The following is an 18,958-nucleotide window of genomic DNA, read 5'->3' on the forward strand; positions in this document are numbered from 1 at the left end:
AAGCCATGGCCGATCTGACGACAAACTTTCTGGGCATTTCCAGCCCCAACCCGTATTGGCTGGCCTCTGCGCCGCCCACCGACAAGGAATACAACGTCCGCCGCGCCTTCGAGGCCGGGTGGGGCGGTGTTGTCTGGAAAACTCTGGGGGCCGAGGGTCCTCCGGTCGTGAACGTGAACGGCCCGCGCTATGGCGCGATATACGGCGCGGATCGGCGGTTGCTTGGCCTGAACAACATAGAATTGATCACGGACCGACCATTGGAAGTGAACCTTGAAGAAATGGCGCGGGTCAAAGCGGATTACCCGGATCGCGCACTGATCGCTTCGATCATGGTGCCCTGCGAGGAGGAGGCATGGAAGGCCATCCTGCCGCGCGTTGCCGAAACCGGCGCGGATGGGATCGAACTGAACTTTGGCTGCCCGCACGGTATGAGCGAGCGCGGAATGGGCTCGGCTGTGGGACAAGTGCCGGAATACATCGAAATGGTCACACGCTGGTGTAAGCAGTACTACGACCGCCCGGTCATCGTGAAGCTGACGCCGAACATCACCGATATCCGTAAACCGGCAGCTGCGGCAAAGAACGGTGGCGCCGATGCGGTGTCGCTGATCAACACGATCAACTCGATCACAAGCGTCAACCTGGATACGTTCAGCCCCGAACCCTCAATCGACGGCAAGGGCAGCCATGGTGGCTATTGTGGCCCTGCGGTGAAGCCGATTGCACTGTCGATGGTGTCCGAGATCGCGCGGGCCGAGGCCACGCATGGCCTGCCGATTTCCGGTATTGGCGGCGTCACCACATGGCGCGACGCGGCCGAGTTCATCTCATTGGGTTGTGGCACAGTGCAGGTTTGCACCGCTGCGATGACCTATGGTTTCAAGATCATCGACGAACTGACCGCCGGTCTGTCCGAATGGATGGATGAAAAAGGGTACAGCAGCATTGACGAGGTGATCGGTCGAGCCGTGCCCAATGTCACCGACTGGCAGTATCTGAACCTGAATTACATCGCCAAGGCGAAGATCGACCAGGACCAGTGCATCAAATGTGGTCGTTGCTATGCGGCTTGTGAAGATACCAGCCACCAGGCGATTTCGATGTCGGAGGACCGCGTGTTCGAAGTGATCGACGAAGAATGCGTGGCGTGCAACCTGTGCGTTGATGTCTGCCCGGTTGAAGACTGTATCTCGATGGTGCCGATGGCACCGGGTGAGGTAGATCCGCGCACAGGTAAAGAGGTGCAGCCGACCTATGCGAACTGGACGACGCATCCGAACAATCCGATGGCCAAGGCAGCCGAATGAACCGATTTGGAAAGATCATCAAGGGGCCGTTCTTGCGGCCCCTTTTTTCAAGGGGTCAAAAGCTTTCGGTACAGGGTGTCCACAAAAGGGTCGGCCCCTTCAAACGGATCCTCTTCCCCCAAGATCGCACGCACCTGAACTTCGAAATCTGCGTAGTGCTGGGTCAGCGCCCAAATCGAAAACATCAGGTGATAGGGGTGCACCCGCGCGATTTTGCCCTGATCCATCCAGCGCGTCAGGATCACGGTTTTTTCGTCAACCAGTTCCTTGAGATCCTTGGACAAAGCCTCGTGGATACGTGGCGCGCCCTGAACCAGTTCATTGGCAAAAAGGCGGCTTTCGCGTGGTAACTCCTGACTCATTTGCAACTTGCGCCGAATATAGGCCAGGATTTCTTCCATCGGATCGCCATCCTCGTCCAGATCGTGCAAAGGGGCCAGCCAGGTTTCCAGAAGACCCGATAGCAGTTCAGTATGGATCGCCTCTTTCGAAGGGAAATAGTACAGCAGGTTTGGTTTGCTCAGTCCGGCTTCGGCGGCAATCTGATCCACGGTCGATCCGCGAAACCCGTGGGCTGAAAACACGTTCAGGGCGGCCTCGAGGATCGCAGCACGGTTCTTTTTCTGAATGCGAGTCGGTGCGCGGTCTTTCGGCATGTTTTCGGCGTGTCTCTTTTTTCGACTATAGGCGCGGAATTCAGTGAAAATTCAAGCTGTGCCGCGCAATTTCTTGACTGATCTCGAACCCGTGATAGCGTGAGTTTGACCAGATGGTCAAATCAAGACACCAAAAGCGAGCCAAATCGCAAGCAAACAGGGAAGATGAACATGGCAGCTCCGGCGCAGAATCTCAGGATCAATGGCGACAGGTTGTGGGACAGCCTGATAGAGATGGCCAAGATCGGCCCCGGTGTTGCCGGTGGCAACAACCGCCAAACCCTGACGGATGAGGACGCAGAAGGCCGTGCTTTGTTCCAGAAATGGTGCGAGGAAGCTGGTTGCTCCATGGGCTTGGACCAGATGGGCAACATGTTCGCCCACCGTGAAGGGGCGGACCCTGACGCGTTGCCGGTCTATGTCGGTTCGCATCTGGATACGCAGCCGACCGGCGGGAAGTATGACGGTGTCTTGGGTGTTCTGGGGGGGCTCGAGATCATCAGGACCCTCAACGATCTTGGGATCAAAACAAAGCATCCAATCGTGGCGACCAACTGGACCAATGAAGAAGGCACGCGATATGCGCCCGCCATGCTGTCTTCGGGCGTGTTTGCAGGAATGCACACGCAGGATTGGGCGTATGATCGCGAGGATGCCGAGGGCAAAAAGTTTGGGGATGAACTGAACCGCATTGGCTGGCGCGGCGATGAGGAAGTCGGCGCGCGAAAAATGCATGCGTTTTTTGAGCTGCATATCGAACAGGGCCCGATATTGGAGGCCGAGGGCAAGGATATTGGCGTTGTCACGCACGGGCAAGGGCTGAGCTGGACCCAAATCACCGTGACCGGCAAGGATGCCCATACCGGGTCAACCCCGATGCCGATGCGTAAGAACGCGGGCCTTGCGATGGCGCGTATTCTCGAGAAAGTGGACGAGATCGCGTGGTCTCATGCGCCGCACGCAGTGGGAGCGGCTGGTCATATCGATGTCCATCCGAACTCACGTAACGTGATCCCGGGAAAGGCAGTGTTCACGGTCGATTTCCGCTCGCCCGAATTGGATGTGATCACGGACATGGAGAACCGTCTGCGGGTGGCGGCCGAAGACATTGTGGAAGACATGGGCTTGCAGATCGAATTCGAAAAAGTTGGTGGATTCGATCCGGTGAAATTCGATGATAGTTGTGTGTCCGCCGTACGCAACGCGGCCGAGCGGTTGGGATATTCGCATACGGATATCATCTCGGGTGCGGGGCATGACGCCTGTTGGATCAACCGCGTGGCCCCGACCGCGATGATCATGTGCCCATGCGTGGACGGGTTAAGCCATAACGAGGCTGAAGAGATCAGCAAGGAATGGGCTTCGGCTGGGGCGGATGTTCTGTTGCACGCCGTCGTCGAGACGGCTGAAATCGTGGAATAGGGGGCTCTGCCCCCGTCGCCCGATGGGCGACTCCCCCGAGGTATTTTTAGCCAGATGAAGCAAGCGGCGCAGACCGCATCAGGGAGTTTGAAATGAGCACTGTTATCAAGAACGGAACCGTCGTCACTGCGGATTTGTCGTACAAAGCGGACGTGCTGGTCGAAGGTGGTGTGATCACTGAAATCGGAATGGATCTGAAGGGCGACAAGGAGTTGGACGCCACCGGCTGTTATGTGATGCCGGGTGGGATCGATCCTCATACTCACCTCGAGATGCCCTTTATGGGCACCTATTCCAGCGATGACTTCGAAAGCGGCACGCGTGCGGCTTTGGCTGGTGGCACAACAATGGTGGTGGATTTCGCTCTGCCCAACCCCGGTGAAAGTCTGCTGGATGCGTTGAAACGCTGGGACAACAAATCGACGCGTGCGAATTGTGATTATTCGTTCCATATGGCGGTCACCTGGTGGGGCGAGCAGGTGTTCAACGATATCAAGACTGTGATTGAGACGCGTGGCATCAACACGTTCAAGCATTTTATGGCCTATAAAGGCGCGCTGATGGTGAATGATGATGAGCTGTTTGCGTCGTTCAAGCGTCTGGCCGAATTGGGTGGAACCGCAATGGTTCATGCCGAAAACGGCGACGTTGTGGCCGAGTTGAGCGCCAAGCTGTTGGCTGAGGGCAATACAGGACCCGAAGCGCACGCCTATTCCCGTCCGCCGCAGGTCGAGGGTGAGGCTACCAATCGGGCCATCATGATTGCCGATATGGCCGGGGTTCCGCTTTATGTGGTGCATACTTCTTGCGAAGAGGCACATGAGGCTATTCGGCGCGCCAAGATGCAGGGCAAGCGGGTGTGGGGCGAACCACTGATCCAACATCTGACCCTGGATGAGAGCGAGTATTTCCATCACGACTGGGAACACGCTGCGCGGCGGGTCATGAGCCCTCCGTTCCGCAACAAGCAGCATCAGGACAGCCTGTGGAACGGTTTGCAATCTGGAACGCTGAGCGTTGTTGCGACGGACCATTGTGCGTTTACGACTGAGCAAAAACGTTATGGCGTAGGGGATTTCACCAAGATTCCGAACGGGACCGGAGGGTTGGAAGACCGAATGCCCATGCTGTGGACCTATGGTGTGAATACGGGACGACTGACGCCGAACGAATTTGTCGCTGTTACATCAACAAACATCGCCAAGATATTGAATTGCTACCCTAAAAAGGGTGCGGTTCTGGTCGGCGCTGATGCTGATCTGGTGGTTTGGGATCCAAACAAGGCCAAGGTGATTTCGGCTGAGACGCAGCAATCATCGATCGACTACAACGTCTTTGAGGGTAAGGAAGTGCGCGGGTTGCCGCGGTTCACGCTGACCCGTGGTGCGGTAGCGGTGCATGATGGAGAGATCAGGACTCAGGAAGGTCACGGGAAGTTTGTGGCGCGTGACGCCAACACCCATGTCCATAAGGCTCTGAGCACCTGGAAAGAGCTGACGGCACCACGGCCCGTTGAGCGGACGGGTATACCGGCCACCGGTGTTTGATCTGTTTGGGCCGCTTTGCAGGCGGCCCTGACACCACTCTTTTCAAGGCAAAGTAATGAACACTGAAAGCACGACCCAGCCCGTCATCCAGGCAAGGCAGCTGGACCTGACGTTCCAGACCAACGATGGGCCAGTTCACGCGCTCAAGGACGTGAACCTGACAATCGACAAGGGTGACTTTGTCAGTTTTATCGGGCCGTCCGGATGCGGCAAAACCACGTTTCTACGCTGTATCGCGGCGTTGGAAACACCTACGGGTGGCACGCTGACTGTAAATGACATGACCCCCGATGAGGCGCGTCGGAAACGGGCTTATGGGTATGTGTTTCAGGCGGCGGGTTTGTATCCGTGGCGTACCATTTCCAAGAACATCAAGTTGCCGCTTGAGATCATGGGATATTCCGCCGCCGAACAGGATGAGAGGGTGAATAAAGTCCTGGAACTCGTTGATCTTGCTGGCTTTGGGGGGAAGTTTCCCTGGCAACTATCCGGTGGGATGCAGCAACGCGCAAGCATCGCGCGGGCCTTGGCATTCGATGCCGACATCCTGCTGATGGACGAGCCGTTCGGCGCGTTGGATGAGATTGTGCGCGATCACCTGAATGAACAGCTTTTGGCGCTGTGGGCACGGACCGAGAAGACAATTGGCTTCGTGACACACTCGATCCCCGAGGCGGTGTATCTTAGTACCAAGATTGTGGTCATGAGCCCAAGACCGGGGCGGATCACGGATGTAATCGATAGCCCTTTACCCAGAGAACGGCAATTGGACATTCGTGACACGCCGGAATTCATCGAGGTCGCGCATCGCGTGAGGGATGGGCTGCGGGCGGGGCATTCCTATGACGACTGAACTGAACGCAGATAAGATCAGACGCGCCGTGCCAAGTGACGTCAAGTCCTGCGCCAAGGTCGTTCACGACTGGGCGACGCAAACAGATTGGATGCCCGAGGAATTGCCGGTGGAAGAACTGGCGAACCTGATCCGGGATGCATTCGAAAGTCGTGAGATCTGGGTCGCCGGTGATCCGGTCGATTGCTATATGTCGGTTGATCCCGAGCAGCAGAAGATTGGCGCGCTGTATTGCAGCCGAACGGGGCAAGGCATCGGCAAGCGGTTCATCGATATCGCCAAAGAGGGAAGAGGGTTTCTTTGGCTGACGACCCACAGGCCCAACACCGCGGCGCAGCGCTTTTACCGCCGCGAAGGGTTTGAAGTGACCGTAGAGGAGCCTCCGGTACCGCCAGACACTGTGCCCGTCTATCGCATGGAGTGGCACGCATGAAGCAGGTCGTTGCCATACTCACAGTTGTCGCTGCAATCGCCCTGATTTGGTACGCGGCTTGTGTTCCGATGAATATCAAAGGTGTTCTGAGTGAGCTTGAGCGTGGCGGGGCCGAGGTTCAGCCGCCCACTGCAAGCGCGCGCCGCGACTTGGGCGAGTTTGGGCTGGTGGTAAACAACACGTTTGCGATCCCCGCCGCGTGGGAAAAGAAAAAACCCCGTTTGCCTTCGCCCCATCAGGTCGTGATTGAATTGTGGGAAACGACTGTCGAGAAGAAAATCACCTCGAAACGATCGTTGATCTATCATGGTTGGGTGACGCTCAGCGCGACGATGCTTGGCTTTGTGATCGGCACGGGGTTGGGCATCTTGCTGGCTGTGGGGATCGTTCATAGCCGCGTGATGGATTTGTCTGTCATGCCATGGGCCATTGTGAGCCAGACGATCCCCATTATTGCACTGGCACCAATGATCATTGTTGTCCTGTATTCGGTTGGCGTTCAGGGGATAATCCCCAAGGCCATCATATCGGCTTACCTTAGCTTTTTCCCGGTTGTCGTTGGTATGGTCAAAGGGCTGCGCAGCCCCGATGCGATGCAACTGGACCTGTTGCAAACCTATAATGCCAGCCGGTCGCAAGGCTTTTGGAAACTGCGCTTGCCTGCGTCGATGCCTTACCTTTTCACGTCGTTGAAAATCGGTATCGCGGCGTCTTTGGTCGGCGCAATCGTGGGGGAACTGCCGACAGGGGCCGTCGCCGGGCTGGGTGCTCGTTTGCTGGCTGGCAGTTACTATGGCCAGACGGTGCAGATTTGGTCGGCCTTGTTCGCGGCCGCCATTCTGGCTGCCTGTCTGGTTGGATTGCTCGGATTGGTTGAGCGGATGGTCCTGAAGCGGATGGGGATGGCGCAATGATGTTGGTTATCTTTGCTCTGCTGCTGTGGGCTTTTGGCTGGTGGTTGAACAGCCGCCTGGCCAGTGGACCGCAGGCGGACAGTCGGATCGTACGCTTTCTGGCGCCGGTGATTTTCGGGCTGACCGTCGTAGGTGCGTGGGAGCTGTTGGTGCGCGGACTAGAGGTTCCGTTGGTCATCCTGCCAGCACCTTCCGCCATCGCGCTGCGCTTTGCCGGTAGCCTTGACATTCTGTGGGCGGATTTTGTTCAGACAATTCTGAAAGGTGCGCTCAGCGGATATGTCATCGGCTGTGGATCGGCATTTCTTATGGCCATTGCTGTGGATCGGTGGGACTTCCTGCGCCTCGGTCTTTTGCCTGTGGGGAATTTCGTAGCAGCTCTACCCATCGTTGGAACGGCGCCGATCCTGGTCATGTGGTTCGGGTTTGATTGGCATTCCAAAGCGGCGGTGGTCGTTGTGATGGTGTTCTTTCCGATGCTGGTCAACACCGTGGCCGGGTTGCGTGAAGCCACGGCGATGCAGCGCGATCTGATGGAGACTTATGCCGCAACCTATTGGCAGAGTTTTGTGAAACTGTGTTTGCCTGCGGCGATGCCTTTCATTTTCAATGGGTTGAAGATTTCAACAACTTTGGCTTTGATCGGAGCCATTGTGGCAGAGTTCTTTGGCTCGCCAATCGTGGGGATGGGCTTTCGGATTTCTACCAGCGTAGGCCAGCTGTCGCTTGATATGGTCTGGGCCGAGATCGTGGTGGCAGCGCTTGCCGGCACCGCCTTTTATGGCCTCGTCGCAGGCATCGAGAAGGTCGTGACGTTTTGGCATCCGTCACAACGTGGATAAGAAAAGGAATAATTCAACAGACCTCGAAAACGGGGCAACCAAAAGCAACTAGGAGATATGAAGATGAACAAGCTACTTAGCGGGGCGGTTGCCGCCTTCAGTTTGGCAGCCACTACGGCGCTTGCGGCGGACGAAGTGACGTTGCAGTTGAAATGGGTCGGGCAGGCGCAATTTGCTGGCTACTTTGTAGCAGAAGCGAAAGGTTTCTACGACGAAGAAGGGCTTGATGTCACAATCAAACCGGGCGGTCCGGACATCGCACCGGAACAGGTTATTGCTGGAGGTGGTGCCGACGTCATCACCACTTGGATGGCCGCTGGTTTGGCTGCGCGTGAACGCGGTGTTCCGCTGGTAAACATTGCACAGCCGTTCAAAACCGGAGGGCTTCAGGTCAACTGCCTGAAGTCCACCGGCGTTGAAACGCCCGAGGATTTCCCCGGCCGCACCATGGGTGTTTGGTTCTTTGGCAATGAGTATCCCTTCTATGCCTGGATGGCGTCCTTGGGCATCGAAACGGATGGCGCGGACGAGAACGGGGTTACTGTTCTAAAACAGGCGTTTTCCGCAGATCCCCTGATTCAGGGGCAGGCGGATTGCATCTCCACCATGACGTACAACGAGTACCGCCAGATCCTTCAGGCCGGTATCACGCCCGAAGAGCTGGTGACTTTCAACTATCTTCAGATGGGTTTTGGGATGCTCGAGGACGGCCTGTATGTCATGGAAGAGAACCTGAGTGATCCTGAATTTGTCGACAAGATGGAACGGTTCGTTCGTGCCTCGATGAAGGGCTGGAAATATGCAGCTGAAAATCAGGAAGAGGCCGCCGAAATCGTGCTGGAATTCGATGAGACCGGCGCGCAGGAGCTGGACCATCAGGTTTACATGATGGGTGAGGTCGCAAAACTGATTGAAGGATCAGACGGTGCGCTGGATCCCGCTGACTACGAGCAGACAGTGAAAACACTGCTCTCGGCCGTTTCTGCAGAGAACCCGGCAATTACCAAGCAGCCCGAAGGTGCCTGGACGCACCAGATCACGGATGCAGCCTTGAACTGATCCAAGTTGTCAATCCGAACAATTTCAACGCGGTCCCGATTGGGGCCGCGTTTCATATTTCCTATGCCGGATTTGTGTCTGTACTCATTCGAAAAACAGAGTAGTATTAATCTGAAAATAAACGCATTTCGTACGAAACGCAGGCATCACGGTAGAAAATGCAAAGTTTTGCATCAGAATTCAACTCTGCCATTTCTCTGATCCTGCATGGGGACTCAGAGCTTTGGGCGATTGTGCTGTTGTCTCTGAAGGTTTCACTGTTTGCCGTGCTGATTTCCGCGCTGATTGGGATGCCTGTGGGGGCTGCTTTGGCCGTTGCCCGGTTTCCTGGAAGACGCATTTTGATCGTGCTGATGAATGCACTGATGGGGTTCCCGCCCGTGGTCGTGGGCCTGCTGGTCTATCTGATGTTGTCCCGTTCAGGCCCTTTGGGTGTACTGCAACTTTTGTACACGCCGACTGCGATGATTATCGCGCAAGTGGTGCTGGTCACACCAATCGTCGCGGCATTGACGCGGCAGGTGATCGAGATGCTGGCCGAGGAGTATTCGGAACAGTTGCGATCCCTAGGCGTGTCCAGGCTGGCTTCGGTTCCGGTTTTGTTGTGGGACGCAAGGCTGGCCTTGGTTACGGCCTTGCTGGCAGGCTTCGGACGCGCCATCGCCGAGGTTGGCGCGGTGATCATTGTCGGGGGCAACATCAACCACGTGACGCGCGTGATGACCACAACCATCGCGTTGGAAACTTCAAAGGGAAACCTCGCATTGGCGTTGGCATTGGGGGCGATCCTGATCGGGATTGCTGTGGCGGTGAACGCAATGGTCAGCGCCGTAAGCTTGAAGGCCGAGCAAGAGGGGTTGCGCCATGCGTGATGGCATCTGCAACTTGGTGAGCCGCCTTGAGGTCAAAGATCTTCGGATTCGCAGCAAAGGCCGTTCGTTGCTGGATGTGCCGTCGCTGGTTCTGGATGGTCCCGGACCAACCCTCATCCTTGGTCCGAACGGCGCAGGCAAAAGCCTGCTGTTGCGTTGTTTGCATGGTCTGATCGCACCGGATCGTGGGCGCGTCGTCCAGGACGGACTTCCGCTGAGCACGGCACAAAAGGCGCGCCAGGCTATGGTGTTCCAGCAACCGGTTTTGTTGCGTCGTTCGGTCTCTGCAAATCTGGACTTTGTTCTAAAGCGTCAGAGTATGGGGCGCACAGACAGAAAAAAACGCATCGCCGAATTGCTGGTCGAAGGGGGGCTGGACGGCAAGGCGCGACAGCCGGCTCGCTCACTTTCCGGGGGTGAGGCGCAGCGGCTGGCAATCCTGCGCGCCCTGGCGACTGAGCCCGAAACTCTGTTTCTGGATGAACCGACCAGTGCCCTGGACCCGAGCGCCACACAAATGATCGAGCGGATGATCCGGCGCGCCTCGGCACGTGGGGTGCGGATCGTTATGGTGACACATGACATCGGACAGGCGCGACGTTTGGCTGCGGATATTGTCATGATGCAGGGCGGTCAAGTGGTAGAACATGGGCCCGCGAAACAGGTATTGGATGCCCCCGAAAGCGAAGCATCGCGTCGCTATCTGGCGGGTGGGTTGGTTACTTAATAAGAAAAGACGGAGAACATGATGTTCCGGGCATTTATTCGGGCAGCAGCAGTTGCACTTGGCCTATCGGCAGGGGGGGTTTCAGCAGAAACGCCGTTCATTGTTGTTCAATCCACGACATCGACGCAGAATTCTGGACTGTTGGAACACATATTGCCGTGGTTCGAGGCTGAGTCTGGCATAGATGTGCGCGTTGTCGCGGTTGGAACAGGTCAGGCCATTCGCAATGCAGTCAACGGGGACGGGGACGTTCTGCTGGTCCACGCCAAACCAGTCGAAGAGAAATTTGTCGCGGACGGCTGGGGCGTTGAGCGAAAAGACCTGATGTATAACGATTTTGTTCTGGTCGGCCCAAAATCTGACCCGGCCGGTATTCGTGGAGGCACCGATATACTGGTTGCTCTGACGGCCATTGCAGAGGCCGAAGCCCCTTTTGCATCGCGTGGCGATGACAGTGGGACGCATAAGGCCGAGCTGGGCCATTGGTCGTCTGCCGGGCTTGATCCAAAGGGTGCTTCCGGCACGTGGTATCGTGAAACCGGATCGGGTATGGGCGCGACCCTGAACGTGGCCGGGGGCATGGACGCCTATACACTTACAGACCGGGCCACGTGGCTGTCTTTTGGCAACAGAGGCAATCTAGAGGTGTTGGTCGAAGGCGATCCGCGCCTGTTTAATCAATACGGTGTGATCCTTGTGAACCCGGAAAAGCACCAACATGTGCGGGCGGCATCCGGTCAACGCTTTATCGACTGGTTGACGGGGCCGGACGGGCAGGAGGCGATCGCGTCCTTCAGGCTGGAGGGACAGCAGGTGTTTTTCCCCAATGCCCAATAAGTTGGCCTGCAGCCAACACCTGCGGGGCGAGTATTTCTGAAAAGATGAAGCGGTTGGCGGAGGATCAGCCGCTGGCACCATTGTGATGGATCGTACCGAGGCCCGACAGGTCATAACCGCCGAATTCGCGGGCCCGTTGTGTGAAATGATCCGAGCGTAGCAGCGACATCAGTTTTTGCATCGGTGGATCGAAAAACGATCTGCGCCAGATCGCCAGGTCCAGTCTTTCGGAATGGGTGGGGACAAAGCCGAGGTTGTAAAGCCCGGCCAAAGCACCCAGGCCAAAGCCTGCTTCGGCCTTTTGATCGTGCAGGGCGATGGCCAACTCTTCTTCGGTGCGGGCGCGGCCGGGAAAAGTGTCAAAATCGTCGTAAGTTAGGTTATGTGCTTCAAGTTGCGCATTGAACAAGTGCTGGCTGGCTGCACTGTCTTGCCGCAGGATGATGCGTCGCGATTTGAGGTCCTGGAACGATCTGATGTCCAATGCGCCCGGTGCCAGTAACAAACCGCGTTCTCGACGGGCGACTTCATAGAGGATCACCGGGGCTTCGCCCAATGAGTCGCGCAGGGATTTGGTATTGAACCCACCGTCCTCGTGGATGTGCAGCACAGCGGCCTGCGCGCTGCGCTCGCTCAATCGTGTCAATCCGTCGAAAGAGCCATCATAATACGTTGCCAGCCCCGATCCGCTTTCGCGCAATGCCCAGTCCAGAAGGGGATCATGGCTGCCAGCAACGATCGGGGGCAGGGGCGGTTCCGCCACTTGAGGCCCAGACCGTGACGCGTTGAGCCAGGCGATGATCTCGGCCCGTGGGAACAAAAGCTTGCCCATGGCGCGCACACAAGGCACCTCGCCGGATGAGGCAAGGTCATAGGCTTTACGCTCGCCAATGCGCAAAAGATCGGCCAGTTCGCGGGTGGTCAGGTATTGAGACATTCAGTCCAGGCGCACCGCAGAACCAGATGTGCTGTCCGCGGCGCTGAACCCGATCTGGTCCAACGTCGTCGGGGCTGCAACTGTAATCACGACCATCGCGACAACCGCGGCTAAAAAGGCTTTCATAGTCTCCTCCGGTTCAGTTCTGGTCGTCCGTCGCACGGCGCAGAAAAGCGATCAGGTCGTCCCGGTCCTGCTGTTCTGTAATCCGTTGCATCGGCATCTTCGACCCCGGAATGTAATGATCCGGCCCCTTATCGAAAAGGGCATTTATTGTTTGTTCATTCCAAACAATATCAGAGTCTTGCAGCGTATCCGAGTACAAATATCCCGGCAGCGATCCGGCGGGTCGCCCAAAGATACCGTGCAGTGTTGGACCCGCCCGACGTTCGCCTTCGGGTGTCAGGCTGTGGCAGATCGAGCATTTGCGGGCGAATTGACGTTCGCCATTCTCCATTTCGTCGGGATCTTTCAGAAAACTGGGCTCGGTCGAAGCCATTTGCTGTTCATCCGACAGCGCACCCACGGGCCAGCTGTACATCGCCGCGTCTATGCCCCCTGCATGGATGTTCTGGCCATCATCAGAGAATGACAGCGCCCAGACCGGTCCGCGCAGCGTTGCGCGGAAATCCTGCGTGATGCGCCATTCGGTCGTGTCGATCATCATGATATAGCCTTCGCCGTCACCGACCGCCAAAAGGCTTCGGTCCGGGCTGAGCGCAAGGGCCAGGATCGGGCGGCGGTCCAGAGTGAAGTCGCGTTCTTCACCGGTTGTCAGATCGAGGATGCGCGTCACCCCGTCCACCGCGCCATAGGCGATCCAGTTTTCCTGCGCGTTGAAAATCAATTCGTTGATGCCAAATCCGTGCTCAACCAGCCGGTCCGTTTCTTCGCCGGTTGCGACATCCCACACGCGTAAGGACCCATCGACGCCAGCGGAAAAAAGCTTTGATCCATCCGGTGAAAAAGTGACCGCATTCACGCCACTGCCCGTGGGGCCGAACAGGGCGGGGGCAGTGCCATCGACGGGCCATAATCCGATTGTTCCGTCCCAACTGGCCGTTGCGACATGCGTTTTTGAGGCAGCTACAGAAACGATCTTGCCTTTGTGTTGGCCGACGATCTCTCCGCCCGGCCAGCGGCGGAGGGTAAAATCGTCTCCGGCGGAATAAATTGCTGTACCGTTGAAGACGACCGCGTTGACGGCTGCTTCGTGACCTTCCAGCCATTCGGGTGTCTGGTCCGACCATAGCCCGACAGAATTGTCGAAACTGGCTGTTGCGATCCGTCCATCAGGGGCCGTTGCGATACCCATGATCGGCCCGCCATGACCTTTGAGCGTGAAGAACTCCGCCCATGCGGGCAGGGGGATCAACGCACAGGCAAGGATCAGCCAGCGCATCTATTCGGCGGGTGAGGCCGCTGCCTTGCCAGCCTCTTTTTCCTGCACCTCTTCCAGCCACAACGAGTGGTGTTCGCGCGCCCATTGCTCTTCGACTTCACCAGTACCCATTGCATCAAACGCGCCCTCCATCCCGACCGAGCCGAGGTAGATATGCGCGATGATGATGGCGATGAAGACATAAGCGACCATCACGTGCCAGACTTGGGCGTATTGCATCTCTTCCTGAGGCGACATTTGCACGGGCAGGTTCAGACCAAGCGCCTGTGGAATGCCGGTGGCATTGGCAACCGAGAAGGTCTTGGCGAACATCGGCAATTCAAACGGAAACAGCAGCGACAGGCCGGACAGGCTGATCGAGACTCCCAGCAGTATGCAGGCCCAGAAGATGATTTTTTGACCTGCGTTGAATTTCTTGGCGGGTGGGTGGCTGTTTTTGCTGAATAAACCCCCACCGGCAGCCAGCCATTTCAGGTCTGTGCGGTTGGGGATGTTATGGGCAATCCAATTCACCGTGATGATGATCAGCCCCAGCATGAAGGCCCATGCCAGATTGTTGTGAAGCCATTTGCAGCCTTGCGCGATGGTTGCGAAACCTTCCTTGCCGAAGATCGGAATCAGGAAGTCGCGGCCATAGAGTGTCAGCAGGCCGGTGATCGCAAGCACGATGAATGATCCTGCAAACAGCCAATGCCCGAAACGTTCAAAACTGGTGAAGCGCAGAACGGTACGGCCGGTCTTTTCTCCGTCGATGCGAATCTTGCCTCGGATCAGGAAAAACAGAACGATGATGGCCAGCATTCCAGCGATGATGTAACCGCCATATTCGCGTAACGGCCCTGTGCGGAATTCCCACCACCAAATGCCGCCGTCTTGGATCAGCACACTGTCGGCAGGTCCGCGCGAGGACACGGTGACGTCCGCCGAGCCAAAGCGCAGCGCGCGGTATACATCACTGTCGGACGATACGCCGCTGGGTCCAAACTGGCCCAGAAGGCCTTCGACATTGCCTTGGCCAGTGTTTTCCGAGCGATAGGTGTTATCTACTTTTTCGCCGCGTTGACGCGCGAGAATATCCTCAAGCGTGGTCGCACCACCGGTCGAGGCGCGCTCATTCGTGGTGGCTGGTTCCCCAGCTTCGTTTGTTTGCGCAACGGTGGCCTGTGCCAGCCCAATGGTGAACAGCAATGCGATGAGTAAGCGGAACATCTGAACCTCGGTCAAAATCCCTGATCAGGCGACCCACGGATGCGGGTCGCCTGTTTGGTTCATCAAAGACGGTCCTAGCCGTCTTTCTGGTCGTAGGCGGTGCCCCAACCCCATGCGCCGGACCCGAAGCCACGGGCGACAACACGCTCGCGGTAGATGGCCGACACAACGTCGCCGTCACCAGCGAGCAGGGCCTTGGTGGAACACATTTCGGCGCAGATGGGCAGTTTGCCCTCGGCGATCCGGTTGCGACCATATTTGGCGAACTCTGCGGTCGAGTGCGTTTCCTCGGGACCACCAGCGCAGAAGGTACATTTGTCCATCTTTCCACGCGATCCGAAGTTGCCCGCCTGCGGGTATTGCGGCGCGCCGAACGGGCACGCGTAGAAGCAATAACCACAACCAATGCACAGGTCCTTGGAGTGTAGGACGACCCCTTCTTCATTCTGATAGAAGCAGTCGACCGGGCACACCGCCATGCAGGGCGCATCCGAGCAATGCATACAGGCCACCGAAATCGAGCGTTCGCCCGGGTCACCGTCATTGATCGTTACCACCCTGCGGCGGTTCACGCCCCACGGCACCTCGTGTTCGTTCTTACACGCGGTGACGCAGGCATTGCACTCGATGCAGCGTTCGGCGTCGCAGAGAAACTTTGCTCTTGCTGCCATGTTCTCTTCTCCTCCCTTACGCTGACCAGATTTTGCAAAGAGTCGCTTTGGTCTCTTGCATCTGGGTCACGGAATCATAGCCATAGGTCTGGGCGGTGTTGGTACTTTCACCCAGCACATAGGGATCGGCACCTTTCGGGTATTTCTCCCTCAGGTCCTCGCCCTGGAAATGGCCGCCAAAGTGGAACGGCATGAAGGCCACGCCGGCACCGACCCTGTTGGTCAGCATCGCCATCACCTTGACCTTGCCGCCTTCAGGACCTTCGACCCAGACCTGTGATCCGTCGCGAATACCAAGGTTGTTGGCATCGCGTGGATTGATCTCGACGAACATGTCCTGCTGAAGCTCGGCCAGCCACGGGTTCGACCGTGTTTCATCCCCGCCGCCTTCATATTCGACCAGACGACCTGACGTTAGGATTATCGGGTAATCCTTTGAAAAGTCGTTCTTCTGAATCGAAGCATAAAGGGTGGGCAGGCGATATGCGTGCCGGTCCTCGTAGGTCGGATAGTCCTCCACCAGGTCGCGCCGGTTCGTATAAAGCGGCTCGCGATGCAGTGGGATCGGATCCGGGAAGGTCCAGACAACCGCGCGGGCTTTGGCGTTCCCGAAGGGCGCACAGCCATGCTCGATCGCGACCCTCTGGATACCGCCGGACAGGTCGGTTTTCCAGTTGGTCTCTGGTCCCGCAACGGCGTCGATGGCTGCGCGTTCCTCGGCCGTCAGATCGCCATCCCAACCAAGGTCCATCAGCATCTGCATCGTGAACTCGGGATATCCATCCTGAATTTCCGATCCAACGCTATAGACCCCTTCGGCCAACAGGTTGTCGCCATCCCGCTCCACGCCAAAGCGCGCACGGAAGGTCAGGCCACCTTCGGCCACCGGTTTGGACATGTCATAGAGGTTTGGTGTCCCCGTATGACCCATCTCCGGTGTTCCCCAGCAGGGCCAGGGCAGACCGTAATATTCGCCGTCGTTGGGCCCACCAATGGCTTGCAGCGTGGTTCTGTCGAACGTGTGCTGGTTGGCCATATGGCTTTTCAAACGTTCTGGCGATTGACCGGTATATCCGATGGTCCAGAGACCCGCGTTGAACTCACGCGTGATGCTTTCAACATTGGGGGTTTCCGGATCGTCCATCTCGATATTGCGGAACAACCGATCCGCCCAGCCAAACTTGTTGGCGAACTTGGCCATAATGACCTCGTCCGGCAGGCTTTCGAACAGCGGTTCTACCACCTTGTCGCGCCATTGTAGCGACCGGTTCGATGCCGTGACCGAGCCACGGGTTTCGAACTGCGTACAGGCGGGCAACAGGTAGACGCCATCGGTGCGGTCATGCAGCACGGCCGAGACGGTGGGATACGGGTCGATCACGACCAGCATGTCCAGCTTCTCCATCGCCGTCTTCATTTCCGTCATGCGGGTCTGCGAGTTGGGCGCGTGGCCCCACAGAACCATGGCGCGGACATTGTTGTCCTGATCCATGTTGGCCGGGTCTTCCAGAACACCGTCGATCCAGCGGGAGACCGGGATGCCGCGCTCGTTCTGAAGCGGTTTATCCTTGCCTTCCTTGTCCTTGATCGTGGCGAACTGGCCCGCCAGCCATTCGGGATCTTCACCCCAGACACGAGCCCAATGACCCCATGCACCCTTGGACAGGCCGTAATAGCCAGGCAGGGTGTGGGACAGAACACCAAGGTCCGTTGCGCCCTGCACGTTGTCATGACCACGGAAGATGTTGGTGCCACCCCCCGAAGTGCCCATGTTGCCCAAAGCAAGCTGGAGCACGCAGTAAGCGCGGGTGTTGTTGTTGCCGTTGGTGTGCTGCGTACCACCCATACACCAGATGACTGTGCCGGGGCGGTTGTTGACCATGGTCCGGGCAACGCGCTTGAGCTGCGAGCCGGGCACGCCGGTTACACGCTCGGTCTCTTCCGGGTTCCAGTTGGCGACCTCGGTGCGGATCTGGTCCATTCCCCAGACACGGGTGCGGATGAACTCTTTGTCCTCCCAGCCGTTGTCGAAGATGTGCCACAGAATGCCCCAGATCAGAGCAACGTCTGTACCGGGACGGAAGCGGACATATTCATCCGCATGCGCCGCGGTGCGCGTAAAGCGCGGGTCGCAGACGATCAGCGGTGCGTTATTCTGCTCTTTCGCGCGCAGAACATGAAGCAGCGAGACGGGATGCGCCTCGGCCGGGTTGCCGCCGATGATGAAGATGGCCCGTGAGTTGTGGATGTCATTGTACGAATTGGTCATGGCGCCGTAGCCCCATGTATTCGCAACACCCGCAACAGTGGTCGAGTGGCAGATACGGGCCTGATGGTCCACGTTGTTCGTGCCCCAGTAGGCGGCGAACTTGCGGAACAGATAGGCCTGTTCGTTATTGTGCTTGGCCGAGCCCAACCAGTACACGCTGTCCGGCCCGGATTCCTGGCGGATGTTCATCATGCCGTCGCCGATCTCGTTGATCGCCTCTTCCCAGCTGATGCGCTTCCACTCGCCGCCTTCCTTTTTCATCGGATACTTGAGGCGGCGTTCGCCATGGGCGTGCTCGCGGACCGAGGCCCCTTTGGCGCAATGCGCACCCAGGTTGAACGGGCTGTCCCAGCCGGGTTCTTGCCCGACCCAGACACCGTTCTGCACTTCGGCAACAACGGTACAGCCGACCGAACAGTGGGTGCATACGGATTTAATATTCTCAACGGCGGTGTTGGCCGCTGTTTGGGCGCTGGCAGGCGTCACGGTTCCACCCGTGGCGCTGATCGCGGCAAGGCCGCCGATCGTCAGGCCCGAGCCACGCAGGAATGCGCGGCGATCGACGGTTTTCTCGCCGATCTGGGACAGGATACTTGTCCGCTGGGGGCGTCTCGCAACCCCGTTGGTCTTTTTCCTAAGCATTTCTTTCCTCCCTTGCTGGCCATGAGGATCACGGCTGGCTTGGTAACTGCGAAACCGACGTCAGGGCCAATCGCAACCGTCAGTCGGGTAAGTGACATCGTCCGGCTGGTGCGCCGGGCGCAGTCGAGGCGGCTTAGAAGCGCGCGCTTTCCAGATATGCGCGGGTATGCGCTGTATCTTGCATGCGGGTCTCGTCCGTCGGCAGCTCGGCTGCTTCGGCTTGACCGCTCAGGCTGGCGGCGGCAACGGCAGCGGGCGCTGCGGTTCCGGCCAGTTTGAGGAAGTCGCGGCGCGTTGCGCCTTCTTCCTTGGTCTTGCTCATGGGCTTCTCCTCTCCCATTTGCGATCTAGCGCCA

19 protein-coding genes are annotated in these 18,958 nt (G+C 57.7%); 11 read left to right on the top strand and 8 right to left on the bottom strand.

Annotation, left to right across the window (positions count from 1 at the left end; genetic code table 11):
- Nucleotides 1-5: 5 nt before the first annotated feature.
- Complete coding sequence (preA, locus tag I9187_RS06255; protein WP_171174595.1) at nucleotides 6-1,310, top strand: NAD-dependent dihydropyrimidine dehydrogenase subunit PreA; 1,305 nt, start codon at nucleotides 6-8, stop codon at nucleotides 1,308-1,310.
- Between the two features lie 47 nt (nucleotides 1,311-1,357).
- Here preA and I9187_RS06260 read toward each other — a convergent pair whose 3' ends face one another.
- On the bottom strand, nucleotides 1,358-1,966 hold the full coding sequence (locus I9187_RS06260) for a TetR family transcriptional regulator C-terminal domain-containing protein (RefSeq protein WP_171174593.1): 609 nt from the start codon (nucleotides 1,964-1,966) through the stop codon (nucleotides 1,358-1,360).
- A 171-nt stretch (nucleotides 1,967-2,137) separates the two neighbouring features.
- Between I9187_RS06260 and I9187_RS06265 the strand changes: the two genes are divergently transcribed.
- The 10 genes from I9187_RS06265 (at nucleotide 2,138) to I9187_RS06310 (ending at nucleotide 11,472) form a co-directional block, all read left to right on the top strand.
- A complete protein-coding gene (locus I9187_RS06265; protein WP_171174591.1) occupies nucleotides 2,138-3,388 on the top strand; it encodes a Zn-dependent hydrolase in 1,251 nt (416 codons plus the stop codon).
- Nucleotides 3,389-3,480: 92 nt separating this feature from the next.
- On the top strand, nucleotides 3,481-4,935 hold the full coding sequence (gene hydA / locus I9187_RS06270; protein ID WP_171174589.1) for a dihydropyrimidinase: 1,455 nt from the start codon (nucleotides 3,481-3,483) through the stop codon (nucleotides 4,933-4,935).
- A gap of 55 nt (nucleotides 4,936-4,990) precedes the next feature.
- The gene (locus I9187_RS06275; RefSeq protein WP_171619237.1) at nucleotides 4,991-5,788 is read left to right on the top strand and encodes an ABC transporter ATP-binding protein; all 798 of its coding nucleotides are present in this window, start codon (nucleotides 4,991-4,993) and stop codon (nucleotides 5,786-5,788) included.
- Nucleotides 5,778-6,221: a GNAT family N-acetyltransferase gene (locus tag I9187_RS06280; RefSeq protein ID WP_171174585.1), complete on the top strand. Its 444-nt coding sequence runs from the start codon at nucleotides 5,778-5,780 to the stop codon at nucleotides 6,219-6,221. Before I9187_RS06275 ends, I9187_RS06280 begins: the two co-directional genes overlap by 11 nt.
- Nucleotides 6,218-7,135 carry an ABC transporter permease gene (locus I9187_RS06285; RefSeq protein WP_171174583.1) on the top strand — a complete coding sequence of 306 codons (918 nt, stop codon included), beginning with the start codon at nucleotides 6,218-6,220 and terminating at the stop codon, nucleotides 7,133-7,135. Before I9187_RS06280 ends, I9187_RS06285 begins: the two co-directional genes overlap by 4 nt.
- Nucleotides 7,132-7,977, top strand: a complete 846-nt coding sequence (locus I9187_RS06290; protein WP_209940115.1) for an ABC transporter permease — start codon at nucleotides 7,132-7,134, stop codon at nucleotides 7,975-7,977. The genes I9187_RS06285 and I9187_RS06290 overlap by 4 nt, the downstream gene beginning before the upstream one ends.
- A gap of 63 nt (nucleotides 7,978-8,040) precedes the next feature.
- Nucleotides 8,041-9,036 carry an ABC transporter substrate-binding protein gene (locus tag I9187_RS06295; RefSeq protein WP_171174578.1) on the top strand — a complete coding sequence of 332 codons (996 nt, stop codon included), beginning with the start codon at nucleotides 8,041-8,043 and terminating at the stop codon, nucleotides 9,034-9,036.
- 158 nt (nucleotides 9,037-9,194) lie between these two features.
- Nucleotides 9,195-9,908, top strand: coding sequence for an ABC transporter permease (locus tag I9187_RS06300; protein WP_171174576.1), 714 nt, complete (start codon nucleotides 9,195-9,197; stop codon nucleotides 9,906-9,908).
- On the top strand, nucleotides 9,901-10,635 hold the full coding sequence (locus tag I9187_RS06305; protein WP_171237428.1) for an ATP-binding cassette domain-containing protein: 735 nt from the start codon (nucleotides 9,901-9,903) through the stop codon (nucleotides 10,633-10,635). Before I9187_RS06300 ends, I9187_RS06305 begins: the two co-directional genes overlap by 8 nt.
- A 21-nt stretch (nucleotides 10,636-10,656) precedes the next feature.
- A complete protein-coding gene (locus tag I9187_RS06310; protein WP_171174571.1) occupies nucleotides 10,657-11,472 on the top strand; it encodes a substrate-binding domain-containing protein in 816 nt (271 codons plus the stop codon).
- A 64-nt stretch (nucleotides 11,473-11,536) separates the two neighbouring features.
- Here I9187_RS06310 and I9187_RS06315 read toward each other — a convergent pair whose 3' ends face one another.
- The 7 genes from I9187_RS06315 to I9187_RS06340 all read right to left on the bottom strand — a co-directional run bounded on the left by I9187_RS06315 (nucleotide 11,537) and on the right by I9187_RS06340 (nucleotide 18,924).
- A complete protein-coding gene (locus I9187_RS06315; RefSeq protein ID WP_171174569.1) occupies nucleotides 11,537-12,409 on the bottom strand; it encodes a helix-turn-helix transcriptional regulator in 873 nt (290 codons plus the stop codon).
- On the bottom strand, nucleotides 12,410-12,535 hold the full coding sequence (locus tag I9187_RS22080; RefSeq protein WP_256368496.1) for a hypothetical protein: 126 nt from the start codon (nucleotides 12,533-12,535) through the stop codon (nucleotides 12,410-12,412).
- Between the two features lie 13 nt (nucleotides 12,536-12,548).
- Nucleotides 12,549-13,811: a c-type cytochrome gene (locus I9187_RS06320; RefSeq protein ID WP_209509229.1), complete on the bottom strand. Its 1,263-nt coding sequence runs from the start codon at nucleotides 13,809-13,811 to the stop codon at nucleotides 12,549-12,551.
- Nucleotides 13,812-15,020 (bottom strand): formate dehydrogenase subunit gamma, encoded by a 1,209-nt coding sequence (locus I9187_RS06325; RefSeq protein WP_171174565.1) that lies wholly within the window; start codon nucleotides 15,018-15,020, stop codon nucleotides 13,812-13,814. It lies immediately after the preceding gene.
- A gap of 74 nt (nucleotides 15,021-15,094) precedes the next feature.
- A complete protein-coding gene (gene fdh3B, locus I9187_RS06330; protein ID WP_039530246.1) occupies nucleotides 15,095-15,691 on the bottom strand; it encodes a formate dehydrogenase FDH3 subunit beta in 597 nt (198 codons plus the stop codon).
- Between the two features lie 16 nt (nucleotides 15,692-15,707).
- Nucleotides 15,708-18,602 (bottom strand): formate dehydrogenase subunit alpha, encoded by a 2,895-nt coding sequence (locus tag I9187_RS06335; protein ID WP_171174563.1) that lies wholly within the window; start codon nucleotides 18,600-18,602, stop codon nucleotides 15,708-15,710.
- Nucleotides 18,603-18,735: 133 nt separating this feature from the next.
- Complete coding sequence (locus I9187_RS06340; protein WP_170376587.1) at nucleotides 18,736-18,924, bottom strand: ubiquinol-cytochrome c reductase iron-sulfur subunit N-terminal domain-containing protein; 189 nt, start codon at nucleotides 18,922-18,924, stop codon at nucleotides 18,736-18,738.
- Nucleotides 18,925-18,958: the final 34 nt, after the last annotated feature.

This window comes from Ruegeria sp. HKCCE4148 (assembly GCF_017872495.1).
Lineage (GTDB): Bacteria > Pseudomonadota > Alphaproteobacteria > Rhodobacterales > Rhodobacteraceae > Ruegeria.

What these genes read in the sequence shown, in the direction of transcription:
- preA (WP_171174595.1), top strand. Translation starts at nt 6, where the DNA reads ATGGCCGATCTGACGACAAACTTTCTGGGCATTTCCAGCCCCAACCCG.
- I9187_RS06260 (WP_171174593.1), bottom strand. Translation starts at nt 1,966, where the DNA reads ATGCCGAAAGACCGCGCACCGACTCGCATTCAGAAAAAGAACCGTGCT.
- I9187_RS06265 (WP_171174591.1), top strand. Translation starts at nt 2,138, where the DNA reads ATGGCAGCTCCGGCGCAGAATCTCAGGATCAATGGCGACAGGTTGTGG.
- hydA (WP_171174589.1), top strand. Translation starts at nt 3,481, where the DNA reads ATGAGCACTGTTATCAAGAACGGAACCGTCGTCACTGCGGATTTGTCG.
- I9187_RS06275 (WP_171619237.1), top strand. Translation starts at nt 4,991, where the DNA reads ATGAACACTGAAAGCACGACCCAGCCCGTCATCCAGGCAAGGCAGCTG.
- I9187_RS06280 (WP_171174585.1), top strand. Translation starts at nt 5,778, where the DNA reads ATGACGACTGAACTGAACGCAGATAAGATCAGACGCGCCGTGCCAAGT.
- I9187_RS06285 (WP_171174583.1), top strand. Translation starts at nt 6,218, where the DNA reads ATGAAGCAGGTCGTTGCCATACTCACAGTTGTCGCTGCAATCGCCCTG.
- I9187_RS06290 (WP_209940115.1), top strand. Translation starts at nt 7,132, where the DNA reads ATGATGTTGGTTATCTTTGCTCTGCTGCTGTGGGCTTTTGGCTGGTGG.
- I9187_RS06295 (WP_171174578.1), top strand. Translation starts at nt 8,041, where the DNA reads ATGAACAAGCTACTTAGCGGGGCGGTTGCCGCCTTCAGTTTGGCAGCC.
- I9187_RS06300 (WP_171174576.1), top strand. Translation starts at nt 9,195, where the DNA reads ATGCAAAGTTTTGCATCAGAATTCAACTCTGCCATTTCTCTGATCCTG.
- I9187_RS06305 (WP_171237428.1), top strand. Translation starts at nt 9,901, where the DNA reads ATGCGTGATGGCATCTGCAACTTGGTGAGCCGCCTTGAGGTCAAAGAT.
- I9187_RS06310 (WP_171174571.1), top strand. Translation starts at nt 10,657, where the DNA reads ATGTTCCGGGCATTTATTCGGGCAGCAGCAGTTGCACTTGGCCTATCG.
- I9187_RS06315 (WP_171174569.1), bottom strand. Translation starts at nt 12,409, where the DNA reads ATGTCTCAATACCTGACCACCCGCGAACTGGCCGATCTTTTGCGCATT.
- I9187_RS22080 (WP_256368496.1), bottom strand. Translation starts at nt 12,535, where the DNA reads ATGAAAGCCTTTTTAGCCGCGGTTGTCGCGATGGTCGTGATTACAGTT.
- I9187_RS06320 (WP_209509229.1), bottom strand. Translation starts at nt 13,811, where the DNA reads ATGCGCTGGCTGATCCTTGCCTGTGCGTTGATCCCCCTGCCCGCATGG.
- I9187_RS06325 (WP_171174565.1), bottom strand. Translation starts at nt 15,020, where the DNA reads ATGTTCCGCTTACTCATCGCATTGCTGTTCACCATTGGGCTGGCACAG.
- fdh3B (WP_039530246.1), bottom strand. Translation starts at nt 15,691, where the DNA reads ATGGCAGCAAGAGCAAAGTTTCTCTGCGACGCCGAACGCTGCATCGAG.
- I9187_RS06335 (WP_171174563.1), bottom strand. Translation starts at nt 18,602, where the DNA reads ATGCTTAGGAAAAAGACCAACGGGGTTGCGAGACGCCCCCAGCGGACA.
- I9187_RS06340 (WP_170376587.1), bottom strand. Translation starts at nt 18,924, where the DNA reads ATGAGCAAGACCAAGGAAGAAGGCGCAACGCGCCGCGACTTCCTCAAA.